We start from the raw sequence: 16,092 nt of genomic DNA, 5'->3' as shown, positions 1-16,092 counted from the left end.
GTATAGCGAAGGCGCTCTTAGCCTATACGACAGATCATTACAAACTCAATGACTACTACGCATTTTTTCAAAAGCTTCATTATATTGTTGGGCTTCCTTAATATCCACGGCCATAATACCGCCATCGTCCCAAGAGGTCAAACGCAGAGTCACGGTCTTGTAATCAATCGTAATAAATGGATGATGATTAAATGCCTCAGATATAGCAGCAACTTCATCCACGAATGCAATCCCTTTCATAAAACTGGAAAAATTGTATTTACGAACGATCCAACGTCCTTCCTCCAGTTCCCAGCCCTCCAGTTTCTCCAGGTGTGCTTCAATCTCTTCTTGTGTAAAAGGCATGTTACGAACTCCTCCCCGTTTATACGGAAGCCTTTCAGCCGCTTAAAGCAGCTAAAACTACGATATATTGGTGTACATGTTACCACGGCCCCGTTGATAAATCCATAAGACGGCCTTTAGATCAAAGGGACCGACGTCAGCTCCTCATCCCCGATAAGTACATAGATCCGGTGCTGCTCCGGCTCATAAATCACAACACCACTGCCTACAGTGATTACGGGCTCCGTACCCAGTGCATAGAATAGGTCTTCTGCCAAAGCTTCATTGACTTCCTGGCGCCCTGCTGGGTCCAGCCTGTCCCAATCTTCTACTTCCATTTCAAAAAATTCATAACTGTCTGGAATGCGTCCTACAGCCTCTGTAAAATCGTTCAAAATTTGTTCATACTCGCGCCCATGCTTTACTCCCATGCTATTTCCTCCAATGGTTCAGCGATTCAATACATATTCACTTTATTATACCGGAAATTCGCCCTTAACAAAAAAGAGAGTTTTGTCGATAAATACTATAATCCGTCTCATAATGACGCGCTTGGGGCAAGGACGACCCATGCGGCATGAAAGGATTCAAAATCTATTCTCATGGATGAGGTGTATCATGCAAATTACAACCATTATTGGACTTGTGCTCGGGCTGTTGTCACTGGTCGTCGGGATGATCCTGAAAGGCGCGCCAGTCGTCAATCTGGTCAATAATCCCGCTGCTTACATGATTATTTTTGTCGGAACAGCAGCAAGTATATTCATGGCGTTTCCGATGGATGACATGAAACGGGTACCAAAGCTGTTTAAAATTATTTTCACCCAGCAGAAATTGCTGGATCGCAAGGAGCTTATCGGTACATTCACCGAATGGGCATCCATTACCCGTCGTGAAGGTCTGCTCGCGCTGGAATCCAAGGTCGAAGAGATCGACGATCCTTTTATGCGCGGGGGTATGCGTATGATCATCGATGGTAATGATCAGGAGTTCGTACGCGATGTTCTGATGGAAGACATCAACGCTACCGAAGATAGACACCGCGCTGGTGCACTAATTTTCTCCCAGGCCGGTATGTACGCTCCAACACTCGGGGTACTCGGTGCGGTTGTAGGTCTGATCGCCGCTCTAGCCGACCTTAGTGACATGGAAAAACTGTCCCATGCCATTGCAGCTGCCTTTATTGCAACGTTGCTCGGTATTTTTACAGGTTATGTTCTATGGCATCCAATGTCCAATAAGCTGAAACGGCTATCCAAAAAAGAAGTAGAGCTTAAGTTAATGATGGTCGAAGGTCTGCTTTCGATTCAATCCGGTATCTCGACGATTGCCATCAGCCAGAAGCTAGCAATCTTCCTAACTCCAACCGAACGGGCTTCGATGACCCAGAAGGATGGCGATTCCAGTGAGTAAAAAGAGACATGAACCGCATGAAGAGCATGCTGACGAAAGCTGGCTGTTGCCATATTCCGACTTAATGACCCTTCTGTTGGCTCTTTTCATTGTCTTATTCGGTATGAGCTCGCTCGATGCCAAAAAATTTGAAACTATGGCTCAATCCTTGAGTTCAGCTTTTAGTGGCGGTACTGGCGTGCTGGATCACTCGGCCGCGAATCCGTCGTCACAATCCATGGATATGGGCAAAAATAAAGAAGAGGTATCACAACCTCTAAAATCGAAAGCTACTTCTACCTCTGACCTGCAAAAGCAACTCGCCCAGCGGGAAGAAGAGGATTTAAAGAAGCTTAAAAAACAAATGGATCAATACATTCAAAATAACGGCCTGTCCACTCTGCTGAACACCAAGCTGAACCAATCCCAGCTGATGATCACCATTAGTGATAATGCACTGTTTTCATCCGGACAGGCTGAAGTAAAGCCAGAAGCCAGAAAGCTGGCCAAGTCCATTTCCAGCATGCTACAGCAGTTCCCTGGTTATGATGTTATCGTATCTGGTCATACAGACAATGTACCTATTTCCAATAGTCAGTTCCCGTCCAACTTTGATTTGAGTGCCAAACGCTCACTTAATTTCTTGCGTATTTTGTTGCTCAATCCGCAGCTCGATCCTACCAAGTTTGTATCCATCGGATATGGCGAGTATCGACCATTAGCAAGCAATCAAACTGGCGAAGGACGCTCCAAAAACCGTCGTGTCGAAATTTCCGTTCTTCGCAAATACCAGAACGGTACACAAGTTATTAGTCCTACCTCAAGCTCGAATGAAGGTTGATCATGAATATGTTATATGAACAAAGGCACCGCCGCATTTATTATGCAGCTGGTGCCTTTTGGTTTAGGTTCCTGTACTCTACCCCTCTCATCAACGAGAGTCAAGCGCTGTAGGCTATAGGAAGGCCTCTGGCTTTAGCTGAGCGTATAATCAAGCATCCGGCCTAGTTCCAGCTTCTCAGCCTCTGTTAGATCACGCCAAGCGCCTTTCTGAAGGGACCCCAGTCGAATATTCATGATTCGCAGGCGCTGTAGTTTTTTAACTTCATAACCGAAGGCAGCGCACATACGTCGGATCTGACGATTTTTCCCTTCTGTCAGGACAATACGAAATACATGCTCAGATACACGCGTCACCTCACAGGGCAACGTCCGCTGGCCGAGTATCTTCACACCACTGGACATTCCCTGCACAAAGGATGGTGTCACCGGACGATCCACTGTTACGATATATTCTTTCTCATGCTTGCCTTCTGCCCGTAAAATCTTATTCACAATGTCTCCATCATTGGTCAGTAAAATGAGACCTTCCGAATCCTTATCCAGCCGTCCAATCGGAAATATCCGCTGCGGGTGCCCCACAAAATCCACAATATTGCCTCTAATGTGGCTCTCTGTCGTGCTTGTAATGCCCACTGGCTTGTTCAATGCAATATAGACGTGTTTGGACTTATCGCGCAGTGGCTTGCCGTTCACACGAACATCATCGCCTTCCTCCGCTTGACTGCCCAGCACGGCCACTTCGCCGTTAATCGTCACGCGACCGCTCTCTACCAGCTTGTCCGCCTCCCGGCGCGAGCAAAAGCCAGTTTCGCTGATAAACTTGTTAATGCGCAACCTGTGTACCCTCCATTTCTACGAACACACTTCCTCCTACCCCACTCGTTACTCAGGCTTGGCAATCGGAAGCTGCACAAGGGCCGTTGTTCCCTCTCCCTCTGTGCTTTCAATATCCAGTGTGCCTTTATGGCTCTGTATAATACGCTGGCTGACCATAAGGCCTAATCCTGTACCTGTTTCTTTGTTTGTGAAAAAAGGTTCTCCCAGCTTGGATAGCATTTCTGCGGGAATACCTGTTCCCTGGTCCCGTATGAAGATTTTAACGCTTTCTCCTTCTAAGAACAAATGAATTGTGATGATGCCGCCTTTACTCATAGCCTCCATGCTATTTTTAAGTAAATTAATGAATACCTGTTTTAGCTGATTTTCTTCGGCATAGACCAAGGCAGGCTCGTCCGTAACCTGAAGGTCAAATACAATGCCCAACAGATGCGCCTGGCTATCTAGCAGAGAAATAACATCACTCACAATATAACGAACATCTTTTTTCTGAAAATGCACTGCCTGCGGCTTCGCCAGTATTAAAAACTCGCTAACGATCAAATTAATACGATCGAGCTCAGACATCATAATATCGTTGTGTTTCAAATTCAGCACTTGGTTTTGCTGCTGTAGTTGGAGGAAGCCACGCAGCGTAGTTAATGGATTACGAATCTCATGCGCTACGCCTGCCGCCAGTTGCCCTACAGTTGTCAGCTTTTCTGATCTACGTAGCAGCTCCTCCATCCGGTTGCGCCCCGTGATATCACGCGAGACACAGATAAAGCCTAAGATTTCGCCCTGTTCATCCAGAATAGGTGACGTACTCATACTAATCTCTACTGTACTTCCGTCCTTACGCATTCGTAGGGTCTCACTTGAGACGATGCTTTCTCCCTGAAGCAGACTCTCCTTCTGAAGCTCATACTCCTCCTGTTGTTGCGGAGGAACATACTCCAGCTTACGGCCAACCAACTCTTTCTTGGTCCATCCGTACAAAGCTTCGAAGGCATGGTTGACCCGAACAACACGATCCTCCTGATCGGTTACATGAATCGCATCTGCTGTCTGATTAATAACCGATTCTAGATGCTCCTTTACAGAACGGTTTTCTTCATACATTTGTTCAAGTCTTCTCGTATACATCCCCAGGTTGTAAGCCATCGCATTGATGCGCTCACCCAGCTGTGCAAGCTCATGACCGCCTTTAATTTGTAGTCGTGTATCAAAATGACCGTCAGCCATTTCGTTTACTTTCCCCAAAATTGACTGAATCGGACGGACAAATAGGCTGGCAAGCACATAGCTTCCAATGATCACAACCTCCAATAGAACGATGGAAATGGCGACCAAACTGATCAATTGCTTGGATATGACAGAAGCGATGGTATCATAATTCATCACAATACGGATGACATAGGCATCACGGTTAGCCGGATAAAAAGGTATGTAACTGACAAGCACCCGTTCACCTTTAATGTAGCAATCTTGTACGATACTCTCTCCCGAAAGGATCGCCCTGGACACAGCCAAACGATCCTCAGGCACTCTTGTTAGTTGATACGTGCCGAATAGGATCGGTTTGTTGTACATGTAATAGTATTTGCGGTCGTTACCGTTCTTGTCCATCGTAGCGCCACCAAAGGTTGCAGGGTTGATTCCTGTTATCTCCAAAATGCGATAATCCACTTGCTGAGTCTGCTTCAAAATCTCAGCTGGGCTCAGGATAGGTATAAAATCCTGGACTGAAGTATCCTGAAAGGATATTCGGATTAAGTAGTTACGTTTTTGATCATAATAAAATCCCCATTTATTAATATGCGAGGAGCCAGAAGCTGCGTAATCAAAGGAGCTGGTCCAAAAATGATCCAGATTCTGACCATGCGCCATGGCCGCCTGTCCATGCTCATATAATTGGTCCACTGCATTTTTCCAATACCCCATCAATGGATCGGATGACGTTAGCTCTTTAGGATTCGAAGATTTGACAACCTTATACCTCTGCCCATCTCGGATCATCAAAGAGATATTAATATCCTTATGGCGTGTAGCTATCTGTTGTAGCTGTCCCTGCTGGATATTTCGGATGTCGGGATCGAGCTGATTGGCAGCCAACGTAGCAGAAAGCCACAGATTATATCCGAGCTGTTTGTCTACGGCCTCCCAGCTATGTCGGGTTTGCTCGATAGCTCCTCCGATGATTTTAGCCGTCAGAACCATTTTGGTTTCACTGTCACTTCTTAGATTTTCGTGGGTCGTGTAGTAATTGAGTGCGATGTTTAACAAAAGGATAAATAGGACCGACCCCGACAAAATGATCGTTATTCTGATTTTTATCGACACACTGATTTCTCACCTCTTGCCGTATGCTGGCGATTACTGGCAATTGCTAACTCAATGATACCGTAATAGCGTCTGGGATACCAGCATTTACATTTACCGGATATACATAAATACACACCTTGTGAACAATGTTGTCAATAGGCGAGCATTTACCTACAATGTAATAAGATAATCATCCACATATAGTCCACAAATACACAGATGTTATTATAAACTGTGGATAAATATGTGGACAAGTATGGTGTTATCCACAATTTTATTCACATCATGTTAACAACGGAATATTTGTTCGTTGGATAATTCCGCGTTTGAAAGGAGCATTTTCCCAGTGGCCACTATGGATCACGCCTATTGGATGAAAGAAGCCATTCAGGAAGCATACAAGGCAGAAGCGTTGGGTGAAGTCCCTATCGGAGCTGTCATTGTAAAAGATAATCAAATCATCGGTCGCGGCTACAATTTACGCGAGACCGACGCCGACCCAACTGCCCATGCAGAAATGGTTGCCATCCGGCAAGCCAGTGAGCATTTGGGAGCATGGCGCCTGCTGGATTGCAGGCTGTATGTGACACTGGAGCCGTGCCCGATGTGCGCTGGAGCGATTGTACAATCACGCGTCCCCCATTTAATATACGGCACTACAGATCCCAAGGCGGGCTGCGCAGGCACGCTAATGAATTTATTGCAGGAGCCTCGGTTCAATCATTGCACAGAAGTAACCAGCGGTGTACTTCAGGAGGAATGTGCCTCCATGCTAACAAACTTTTTTCGGCAGCTCCGACAAAAAAGGGCGGCTGCCAAATCGTCTCCTCCCCCATCCCCATTCTGAGGAGAAAGCTATATCTCAATGCTAATCCCTCATGGAAGGAGGTCGACTCATGCCTATGAGCTTGTATAATACGCCTCAAGGGATCTTTTTACGTCCTCTAAGCTTGGAGGATGGAGAAGCCCTTCTCGCCCTTAGGCTTCGAAATAGAGACTCTCATGCGCCCTATGAGCCGCTGTATGAGGATTCATTTTTTACTTTAGAGAAGCAACAGGATTTCATCCGTCAGAGATTGCGCCATGCAGAAGAAGACCGAGGGTACTTGTTTGGTATCTTTCTCCTAAAACAAGAACACCTGATAGGTTATATCTCTATTTCCAATCTGGTACGTGGAGTTGGACAATTCGCTGATGTCGGCTATATGATGGATCAACAAGAGCAGGGAAAAGGGCATATGACAGCCGCCTTAAAATTGATCATACAGTATGCCTTCCGCGCCTTATCTCTACATCGTCTCCAAGCAGGTACCCTTCTGCATAATGATCGTTCACAACGTGTATTAAAGAAGTGTGGTTTTCAGCCGGAAGGTATTGCTCGCAAGCTGGTACAGATTCAGGGTGAATGGCAGGATCATCAGATGTTCGCGATTCTAGCCGAGGATAACGTGTAACGAATCGAATACTGCACAGAGGACAACTGAGTCATAGACAAAAAAACCGCTTGGCCTATGCCGAGCGGTTTTCTTACATCACATTCGAAGAAATGATGTTTGTAATGATGTCATCCCCTGTTTAAGGAGCTACAGTTTGCATTTTTTGTTGTAGTTGTTCCATAGTCAGAACTTGATCAGCTGTTGGAATACCCACTTTGAATGCTGCCTTTTCATTGATTTTGCTGTATTGCGAGTAGCCTGTTACAGACAATTTCACATTATCTTTTGTAGAAGGATCATTCACTTCCACGTTTGCATTCAGATCTTGATACACAGGAATGTTATCCTTGTTCAGGGCAGTGTTAACGTCAAACTGTTTCACTGTCAAATAGTTCTTCAACTCATCCAGCTTTTTGCTGACATCGCTGGTGTTGGATTGCAGTTCTTTTTTCGCTTCAGCCAGTTCTTCCTTCTTCACTTGAAGCATGCTAGCATACTCGTCTTTAGACATAATATCAAGGACCTTAGGAAGCGCCTTAGTAATAAATGTATTGGTCGCTTGCTTCACGTTGTCGTTCGTGATTTTAAACTGAACCACTTGTTTAGCTTCAACGCCTTGTGGCAATTTAGCGTCTTTAGGATCAATATCAAAGAAATAAGTAGCTTGATCATACTCATTCATAATCGCAGCAATCACTTCGTTCGCAAATTTCTGCGATTTTTCTTGGTCCATCGTTGCCGGGTTAAATTCTTGTCCCGATTGTTTAGCCAGCTCTTGTGGATCAATAAGCAGGAATTTACCTACAACATCCTGTGGAAGCGGGTAGAAGGGAATATTAGGAATCTTAACGTACAATTTATCTTTAGTCATTACCATTGGGATCGTAAAGTTAGTAGAAAGATCACCCTTCAAGTGAATGCCAAGCGTCATTTCAGATTGGAAAGGCTCCTTTTGGTATACACCATCCAGCGTAATGTCTGCATTTTTCAGCATGCTAGTTACCATTGCACTTTGCTCAGCCGGAACAGAAGTGGAGGTAATTGTCAGTTCCTTAACAGTAAATTGACTTTTGGATTCATAGGAATTCAACTTCATAGCATTTGCTGTACCGGTTGTAACAGCTTCCTTCGGTTCTAACTTCTTACTACAACCTACCAGCGCCACCGTCATAAGTAACACCATAGTGAGGACCAAGACGGATAACTTTTTACTCATTGTGTAGATTCTCTCCTCTCATAATTAACCCCTTTTTTTATGCTAACAAAAAAATACACACCCTCTATTTTAACTCATATTCACAAACGACGAAACACTTATTGGAAAATTTTCTTACAATAAGCACAAAGACACCCTGGCTCTCTAGCCAGGGCGTCTTATACTTTGTAAAATTTTTAGGAGAAAAGTCTGACTGCTTATGAACCTTGTCTATTGTGATGATCCACGTGATTCCGCTGTTTCACCTTCTTGGAACCGGATAAGGGTTCTGGTTGATGACTACGCTCACGCTTTTCGTTACTTCCACCAGAATCCTGTGCCTCGGGAACAGGAACAGCTCTAGGTTTGCCCATTTACGCATCCTCCATTCTCGATCTAAATTATTGGCACATCAATGGAACCGTTTATTACCATTTAAACTAGGACTATAGATGGTTCAAATCTTCGGTTTTATCGTGATTCAGTGAATCCTGATGACGGCGATCATTACGATCTTGCTGCAATTGCTGTGCCTGATGACTATTTACGGGACGTTGCTCCAAATCATTGACAACGTTGGACAGGTTTTTATCCAATCCATTTTTGGCTTTTGTCATGTAGCCTTCCTCCTCATTTCATCATGACTACGAGTGCGTCAATGACTGTAATGTTTGGGCGCATTGATGAATATGCCGAGTATAATCGGATACCAACTGCTGAATGATATCTGTTCGTTCATCCACAGTCCGTCCGTCACGCTCTACATCGACTAAGCTAACCTGTACTTCCCGGGAATCTACATACGTACACGCAAAATCAAAGGAGTACATTTGCCGGCCTTCTACTTCAATATGGATTCGTATAGCCCGGTTATCGGCTTCATCTGCCTGCACCTGTGATTTGTCCCCTGAATTCAAAAGAATCGGCAGCTGTTTCTGCCAGGCCTCTACCAGCTTTTGCTGATCTACTGTCATTTCTCGATTCATGCCAGCACCTCCACATCTGATAACGTGTGAAAAAAGCAGGCTTTTTATACAACAAAAAAGCCATTCTTTACGATCCTGATCATTAGTGTATAAAATCTAATGTACCAGCTTTCGTATTCGAATGACTTGGTTTATTTTAGAATATGGCGGAGAGGATGGGATTCGAACCCATGTGGGCTTGCACCCTAACGGTTTTCAAGACCGCCCCGTTATGACCGCTTCGGTACCTCTCCAGGTGGTAAATGGATAAAGCTGCTTTCCTAATCAAACAACTCAGGCGCAACAAAATTATTTTACCACAGAATTTTTAAAAACACAAGGCTTACTGTTTAGGAGTTATAACCTCAATACCTCGCATGTATGAACGCAGCACTTCGGGAATCACAATACTTCCGTCCTCTTGCTGATAGTTCTCCAAAATAGCAGCAACAGTCCGCCCTACAGCCAATCCTGAACCGTTCAGCGTATGGACAAATTCAGGCTTTGCCTTCGCATCTGGACGAAAACGGATGTTTGCACGACGTGCCTGGAAGTCTTCTGTGTTTGAACAAGAAGAGATCTCACGGTACATGCCACTCTCAGGCAGCCATACTTCCAGATCGTAGGTTTTGGCAGACGTAAAACCCATATCCCCTGTGCAAAGTGCCAGTACCCGATATGGAAGTCCAAGCAGCTGCAAAACACGCTCAGCGTTATTCGTCATTTTCTCTAACTCTTCATAAGAGGTATCCGGGTGAACCAGCTTGAGCATCTCAACCTTATTGAATTGATGCTGACGAATCAAGCCACGTGTATCACGTCCTGCTGATCCTGCCTCCGAGCGAAAACAAGAGCTGTATGCCACATAGTATTTCGGAAGCTGCTCTGCATTCATAATCTCTTCACGGTGGTAGTTCGTTACCGGAACTTCGGCCGTAGGAATGAGATAATACTCAGTATCACGCAATTTAAACAAATCTTCTTCAAACTTTGGAAGCTGACCTGTTCCGTACAGACTGTCCCGATTTACAATGTATGGAGGTAGCATTTCTTCATAACCATGCTCACTGCTGTGCAGATCCATCATAAAGTTAATCAGCGCACGTTCCAATCGCGCTCCTAATCCCTTGTAAAACGTAAAACGGGAGCCCGTCACCTTAGCCGCGGCCTCAAAATCAAGAATATCTAAATCCTGAGCCAACTCCCAATGGGCTTTGGGTGTAAAAGAAAACTCGCGCGGCTCCGACCAGCGACGAATTTCCACATTATCCTCTTCTGAAGCGCCTACAGGCACAGTTTCATTGGGAATATTAGGAATGGACATCACCAGTTCGTCAATCTGAACTTCCAGTTCGCGCACTTGCTCATCCAATTCTTTAATACGATCGGAGACCTGGCGCATTTCAGCAATAAGATCATCCGCATTTTCCTTGTTCTTCTTCAACTTGGCTACTTCACCAGATACGACATTCCGACGATTTTTGAGTCCTTCACTTTCCTGAAGCAACTCACGACGGCTGACATCCAGATCAGTAAAACCATTAATCAGATCCAGCGATTTACCTCTGTTCTGTAAAGCTTTCTCAACCCGACCAAGCTCATTACGCAAAATCTTTATATCTAACACAGGTGATCCCTCCTACACTACAAACCTGACTTTCCGCTATTCGCGGACCATATCCACAAAATACTGATGCAACCGGTAATCGTCTGTTAATTCCGGATGGAAGGATGAAGCCAGCAAATGCCCCTGGCGGGCTGCCACAATCTCGCCGTTATACTCAGACAGCACATCTACCCCCACCCCAACAGATTGTATTAATGGCGCACGTATAAACACTGCACGGACTGGTGCCTCAATCCCTTTAATGTTCAAGTCAGTTTCAAAGCTTTCTCGTTGGCGACCAAAAGCATTACGCGATACGGTAATATCCATGAGTCCCAAATGTGCTTCTTCCTGTCCTTGAATCGTTTTGGCCAGAACAATTAATCCCGCACAAGTGCCAAATACAGGCTTGCCTTGATTGGAAAATTGACGTATAGCGTCTATAAAATCATACTTGCGCATCAGCTTACCGATAGTGGTGCTCTCACCACCAGGAATGATAAGACCGGACAGCTCATCGAGCTGTTCGATCTTCTTCACTGCTATACCTTCAGCACCCGCACGTTCAACGCTTCGTATATGCTCAGCTACAGCGCCTTGCAGCGATAATACTCCTATTTTCATGCCGGTCCCTTCTTTCTTACCAACCACGATCCTGCATGCGCTCATGCGATGCCAGTTTGGAAATTTCAATACCTTTCATAGGAGTCCCCAAATTCTTGGACACTTCTGCAATCAGCTTGTAATCCGTATAATGAGTGGTTGCTTCCACAATTGCCCGCGCAAATTTCTCAGGACTATCCGATTTGAAAATACCGGAACCTACAAAGACACCATCAGCGCCTAAATGCATCATCAACGCAGCATCTGCAGGTGTTGCTACACCGCCTGCTGCAAAGTTAACCACTGGCAACTTACCAAGCTCATGCACTTCCAACAGTAGCTCATAAGCAACTCCGAGGTTTTTCGCTTCTGCATACAGCTCGTCCTTCGACAGGTTTTGCACCTTACGAATTTGGCCATTGATAAAGCGCATATGACGAACAGCCTCAACAATATTTCCAGTTCCCGGCTCGCCCTTTGTCCGGATCATAGATGCGCCTTCACCGATACGACGCAATGCTTCTCCCAGATCCTTGGCTCCACAAACAAATGGAACGGTGAACTCCCGTTTATCAATATGGAAAACTTCATCCGCAGGGGTCAAAACTTCACTCTCATCAAGGTAGTCAACACCAAGAGATTCTAGTACCTTAGCCTCGACATAGTGACCGATACGAGCCTTAGCCATAACTGGGATAGAAACAACCTTCATAACTTCTTCCACAATCGTAGGGTCAGCCATACGAGCAACCCCACCTGCTGCACGGATATCCGAAGGCACTCGTTCAAGAGCCATTACGGCTGTAGCGCCAGCTGCCTCTGCAATTTTAGCCTGTTCAGCGTTCATGACATCCATGATTACGCCGCCTTTTTGCATCTCTGCCATACCTCTTTTTACACGCGAAGTTCCCGTTTCCATGTCGTTGCCTCCTGTAAGGGTTACGTTTAGATTCTAACTTAAGATTTTACCGTACGAACGCCAAATACACAATCATTTCAAGCTGCAAAATAAGTGATGCATAACACGTTAGGTCGATTAGCGTCTCATTTTTAGAAGAGGTTCTTAATTCCCTGGAACAAATCACCGAAGAAACCACCAATTGCTCGGAAAAGCATTCGGAACCAGCCGCCCTCTTCTACTGCCGTGGTAGTTACCAAATCGACAGTTTTCGTCTGGCCTTTGTCCACGCCATCCGTTTTGTATGTGTACGTAATCGTTCCGACTTTTGCTCCTTGCTTCAAAGGTGCCACGAGAGAGCTGGCTGGGGTAATGTTCGTTGTAAAGGTTACCTTAGGATTGCTCGCACCCTTAGGTACGATAAAGCTTACCGCATCTTTTGTGACGATCGGCACTTCTGTTTCCTTACCTTTGGTCACAGGTACATTCTCAACGCCCTTAACTACCGTCTTTGGAGCAACAACCTGCTTCACTTCAAAATTATCAAAGCCATAGTTCAGCACTTTAGCTGTCTCTGTAAAACGATGAGGCTCTGAATCTGCGCCCATAACTACACTAATGAGACGCATTCCATTACGTTCAGCCGTACCTGTAAAACAATTCCCAGCATTGCTGGTATGACCCGTTTTCATTCCGTCCAAGCCAGGATAAGCAAATTTTCTAAAGTTAGTAATATTTTTGTTCGCTTCTAGCATCCAGTTATAATTAATAATCGGTGCTTTGTCCGTTGGCCGGAATTTGTACGATTGAATTGTGGTAAACCGTGTATAATCCGGATGATCCTTAATGATGTAACTAGCCAAAGTAGCTGCGTCTCTCGCTGTCATCACAGTTTCCCGGTCCGTGTCCGGTTGAAACCCTGTAGGCATATCCTTACGGTCCAAACCAGTCGAGTTGATGAAATACGTATTTTTCATGCCCATTTTCTGAGCTGTTTCATTCATTAGCTTTACAAAGTCCTGCTCGGTTCCAGCTACACGTTCAGCAAGAGCTACCGTTGCATCATTGGCGGAACCTACTGCCATAGCAATATAAAGCTCTTCTACCGTATGTTGATCCCCCTGAGCCAAAAAAATACGTGATCCGATACTCTTGGCAGCATTCTCGTTAACCGTAACCTTATCCGTCCACTTAAGTTTGCCTTGCTTAACCTGCTCCGCTACGATGTATTCTGTCATCATCTTGGTCATACTGGCTGGCGGGAGCGGCTCATCTGGATTCATAGAGAGCAAAACCTGCCCAGTGGAAGGCTCAATCAAAATGGCGGAACGAAGTGCCAGACTAGGGGGGTTAATAGAACCTGTGCCTGTAATAGTCTTTGCCTCTGTTGCCGCTTCAGCAGCAAAAGTAGCCACGCTTGGATCGAAATTGCCTACAACAGGCAAAGCCGACATATACATCATATTAAGCACCATGACTGCAGTCACACTCTTTTTAATCATGCTGCGTTTATTATTTTGCCTCAAATTGTTCGCTTTCAAATGAATACAAACTCCTCTCATACCTCAACCCGATTCGCTATGTATAACGAGACGGTGGTTACAGCCTTTACTTGGCCAAAGAATTAATGTTTTAGTTTTAGTGTTATGTCATTCAATGTCATTTCGTTTGCTATGATATAGCCTGGCATGAGCATTCTGTGCTCGAATCTTCTTAACTAGTAAGAACCGTCCAAAATACCTTCGCGTCCTAATCTATCCGTACCTCCGTGAGAAGGCGGACACTTGTCTATTCTATCACAGGGGTATCTCTAAAAAAAGACAAGCAGAGCGAAATGCGCTCTGCCTGTCGTCAAATCAAATACAGCTGAATTTTATAGCGAGTAGTTTGGTGCTTCTTTTGTTATTTGCACATCATGCGGATGGCTCTCACGCAGACCTGCACCTGTAATACGGATAAAGCTTGTATCGTTACGAAGCTCCTCAATATTAGCGGTACCGCAATACCCCATACCGGAACGAAGACCGCCCAACAGCTGGTGAACAGTGTCGGAGAGTGGTCCTTTATAAGCAACGCGTCCTTCAATGCCTTCTGGTACCAATTTCTTGTCGTCATCTTGGAAATAACGATCTTTACTACCTTGCTTCATCGCAGCCATAGAGCCCATACCACGATATACTTTGAAGCGACGTCCTTGATAAATTTCCGATTCGCCTGGGCTTTCTTCCGTGCCTGCAAAAAGACTTCCCAGCATTACCGCAGAGGCCCCTGCCGCAATGGCCTTTGTAATTTCACCGGAGTATTTAATACCGCCATCTGCAATAATCGGAATATTATATTCACGTGCTACTGTTGCACAGTCGTAAATAGCTGTAATTTGCGGAACACCAATCCCTGCAATTACGCGTGTTGTACAGATAGAGCCTGGACCAATACCGACCTTAACGACCGATGCCCCTGCTTCAATCAATTCACGCGTTCCGTCACCCGTTGCTACATTACCTGCTACAATCGTCAGATCAGGATAAGTTTTACGCAACTCGCGGACTGCTTCAATAATATTGATATGATGACCGTGAGCTGAATCCACGACAATCAAGTCCACGCCAGCTTTTACAAGTGCTTCAGTCCGTTCAAACGTATCCTTGGAAATGCCGACAGCCGCACCGACCAGAAGACGCCCTTGTGCATCCTTCGCTGCGTTCGGAAACTGAATAGCCTTCTCAATATCTTTGATGGTAATCAGACCTTTGAGGTAGTTACCTTCATCAACCAGAGGAAGCTTTTCAATCTTATGCTTTTGCAAAATGACTTCCGCTTCCTGTAAAGTCGTGCCTACTGGTGCAGTTACCAGATCTTCCTTCGTCATAACTTCACTAATTTTAAGATTAAAATCGTGAATAAAGCGAAGATCACGGTTAGTAATAATACCCACCAGTTTGTTCTCTTCGTTTACAACCGGCACACCGGAAATACGGTATTTACCCATAACTGCCTCAGCATCAGACACCAAATGATCCGGAGTTAATGAGAATGGGTTGGTGATAACACCGCTCTCTGAGCGCTTAACCCGATCTACCTCTACCGCTTGCTGCTCAATCGACATATTTTTATGAATAACACCGATACCGCCCTCACGAGCCATCGCAATTGCCAACACTGCCTCAGTAACAGTATCCATTCCAGCACTCATCAAAGGAATATTCAGCTTCACGCTATCACTCAAACGAGTCGCTACGCTTACTTCTTTGGGCAGTACCACCGACTTACGAGGTACCAGCAAAACATCGTCAAAGGTAAGGCCTTCCTTACCGAATTTATCTTCCCACACCAAGATGATCCTCCTTCAAAATGTTTAGTCTGTATTGGTCTTGTTGTCTGTCCGACATGGACAAATCAAGGCTCTCTGAAAATATATTATTGCAATCTTAGCAAAGCGGTATAGGGGTGTCAAGCCTTCATCAACAGCCCTAACCCGTAGTATTTCCCTGTACAAACAACTGTACTCCTACGGAGGACAATCATTATAATTGAATGATTTTTAAAAGTATTCTCTATTTACAAACGCGTATCTCACTTTGAGTAAACAGCAGAGAAGCAAGATTTTAAGTATTTTCACCCATATGCAAAAAAGAACCATAATCTCAATAAGATCATGGTTCTTTACTCGTTGCTTGGCAACGTCCTAC

The 16,092-nt window shown here is 45.0% G+C and carries 17 protein-coding genes and 1 tRNA gene; 4 read left to right on the top strand and 14 right to left on the bottom strand.

Annotated elements, in window-relative coordinates:
- Nucleotides 1-45 precede the first annotated feature (45 nt).
- A complete protein-coding gene (locus tag ABEW32_RS26055; RefSeq protein WP_007428083.1) occupies nt 46-345 on the bottom strand; it encodes a 4a-hydroxytetrahydrobiopterin dehydratase in 300 nt (99 codons plus the stop codon).
- A gap of 116 nt (nt 346-461) precedes the next feature.
- Nucleotides 462-755 carry a hypothetical protein gene (locus tag ABEW32_RS26050; protein WP_430193182.1) on the bottom strand — a complete coding sequence of 98 codons (294 nt, stop codon included), beginning with the start codon at nt 753-755 and terminating at the stop codon, nt 462-464.
- A 187-nt stretch (nt 756-942) separates the two neighbouring features.
- On the opposite strand from ABEW32_RS26050, the gene motA reads away from it, so the two are divergent.
- Together motA and motB are read left to right on the top strand one after the other, a co-directional pair.
- Complete coding sequence (motA, locus tag ABEW32_RS26045) at nt 943-1,737, top strand: flagellar motor stator protein MotA (protein WP_013368736.1); 795 nt, start codon at nt 943-945, stop codon at nt 1,735-1,737.
- Nucleotides 1,730-2,557, top strand: coding sequence for a flagellar motor protein MotB (gene motB / locus ABEW32_RS26040; protein WP_430193180.1), 828 nt, complete (start codon nt 1,730-1,732; stop codon nt 2,555-2,557). The genes motA and motB overlap by 8 nt, the downstream gene beginning before the upstream one ends.
- A 134-nt stretch (nt 2,558-2,691) precedes the next feature.
- On the opposite strand, the gene rluF is transcribed toward motB, so the two are convergent.
- The gene (gene rluF / locus ABEW32_RS26035; protein ID WP_430193178.1) at nt 2,692-3,393 is read right to left on the bottom strand and encodes a 23S rRNA pseudouridine(2604) synthase RluF; all 702 of its coding nucleotides are present in this window, start codon (nt 3,391-3,393) and stop codon (nt 2,692-2,694) included.
- Between the two features lie 48 nt (nt 3,394-3,441).
- Nucleotides 3,442-5,718 (bottom strand): PAS domain S-box protein, encoded by a 2,277-nt coding sequence (locus ABEW32_RS26030; protein ID WP_430193176.1) that lies wholly within the window; start codon nt 5,716-5,718, stop codon nt 3,442-3,444.
- A gap of 328 nt (nt 5,719-6,046) precedes the next feature.
- Between ABEW32_RS26030 and tadA the strand changes: the two genes are divergently transcribed.
- Nucleotides 6,047-6,547: a tRNA adenosine(34) deaminase TadA gene (tadA, locus tag ABEW32_RS26025; RefSeq protein ID WP_430193174.1), complete on the top strand. Its 501-nt coding sequence runs from the start codon at nt 6,047-6,049 to the stop codon at nt 6,545-6,547.
- A 49-nt stretch (nt 6,548-6,596) separates the two neighbouring features.
- Nucleotides 6,597-7,154: a GNAT family N-acetyltransferase gene (locus tag ABEW32_RS26020; RefSeq protein ID WP_430193172.1), complete on the top strand. Its 558-nt coding sequence runs from the start codon at nt 6,597-6,599 to the stop codon at nt 7,152-7,154.
- Nucleotides 7,155-7,275: 121 nt separating this feature from the next.
- Here ABEW32_RS26020 and ABEW32_RS26015 read toward each other — a convergent pair whose 3' ends face one another.
- From ABEW32_RS26015 to guaB, 10 genes are all read right to left on the bottom strand, one after another.
- Complete coding sequence (locus ABEW32_RS26015; protein WP_430193170.1) at nt 7,276-8,352, bottom strand: hypothetical protein; 1,077 nt, start codon at nt 8,350-8,352, stop codon at nt 7,276-7,278.
- A 197-nt stretch (nt 8,353-8,549) separates the two neighbouring features.
- The gene (locus ABEW32_RS26010) at nt 8,550-8,705 is read right to left on the bottom strand and encodes a small acid-soluble spore protein P (protein WP_430193168.1); all 156 of its coding nucleotides are present in this window, start codon (nt 8,703-8,705) and stop codon (nt 8,550-8,552) included.
- A gap of 72 nt (nt 8,706-8,777) precedes the next feature.
- Nucleotides 8,778-8,948: a hypothetical protein gene (locus ABEW32_RS26005; protein WP_430193166.1), complete on the bottom strand. Its 171-nt coding sequence runs from the start codon at nt 8,946-8,948 to the stop codon at nt 8,778-8,780.
- A 27-nt stretch (nt 8,949-8,975) separates the two neighbouring features.
- Nucleotides 8,976-9,317, bottom strand: a complete 342-nt coding sequence (locus tag ABEW32_RS26000) for a hypothetical protein (protein WP_430193164.1) — start codon at nt 9,315-9,317, stop codon at nt 8,976-8,978.
- A 144-nt stretch (nt 9,318-9,461) separates the two neighbouring features.
- Nucleotides 9,462-9,550: transfer RNA gene (locus ABEW32_RS25995), tRNA-Ser, on the bottom strand.
- An 89-nt stretch (nt 9,551-9,639) separates the two neighbouring features.
- Nucleotides 9,640-10,923 (bottom strand): serine--tRNA ligase, encoded by a 1,284-nt coding sequence (gene serS / locus ABEW32_RS25990; protein WP_430193162.1) that lies wholly within the window; start codon nt 10,921-10,923, stop codon nt 9,640-9,642.
- Nucleotides 10,924-10,959: 36 nt separating this feature from the next.
- On the bottom strand, nt 10,960-11,526 hold the full coding sequence (gene pdxT, locus ABEW32_RS25985) for a pyridoxal 5'-phosphate synthase glutaminase subunit PdxT (protein ID WP_430193160.1): 567 nt from the start codon (nt 11,524-11,526) through the stop codon (nt 10,960-10,962).
- A gap of 16 nt (nt 11,527-11,542) precedes the next feature.
- Nucleotides 11,543-12,424 (bottom strand): pyridoxal 5'-phosphate synthase lyase subunit PdxS, encoded by an 882-nt coding sequence (gene pdxS / locus ABEW32_RS25980; RefSeq protein ID WP_430193158.1) that lies wholly within the window; start codon nt 12,422-12,424, stop codon nt 11,543-11,545.
- 131 nt (nt 12,425-12,555) lie between these two features.
- Nucleotides 12,556-13,944, bottom strand: a complete 1,389-nt coding sequence (locus tag ABEW32_RS25975; RefSeq protein WP_430193156.1) for a D-alanyl-D-alanine carboxypeptidase family protein — start codon at nt 13,942-13,944, stop codon at nt 12,556-12,558.
- Nucleotides 13,945-14,276: 332 nt separating this feature from the next.
- Entirely contained in the window at nt 14,277-15,734 is a 1,458-nt protein-coding gene (gene guaB / locus ABEW32_RS25970; RefSeq protein ID WP_430193154.1) for an IMP dehydrogenase, read from the bottom strand.
- Nucleotides 15,735-16,092: the final 358 nt, after the last annotated feature.

Origin of the sequence: Paenibacillus jamilae, assembly GCF_050482105.1 — a bacterium.
GTDB lineage: Bacteria > Bacillota > Bacilli > Paenibacillales > Paenibacillaceae > Paenibacillus > Paenibacillus jamilae_B.
This window is presented reverse-complemented; position numbering and strand designations above follow the sequence as displayed.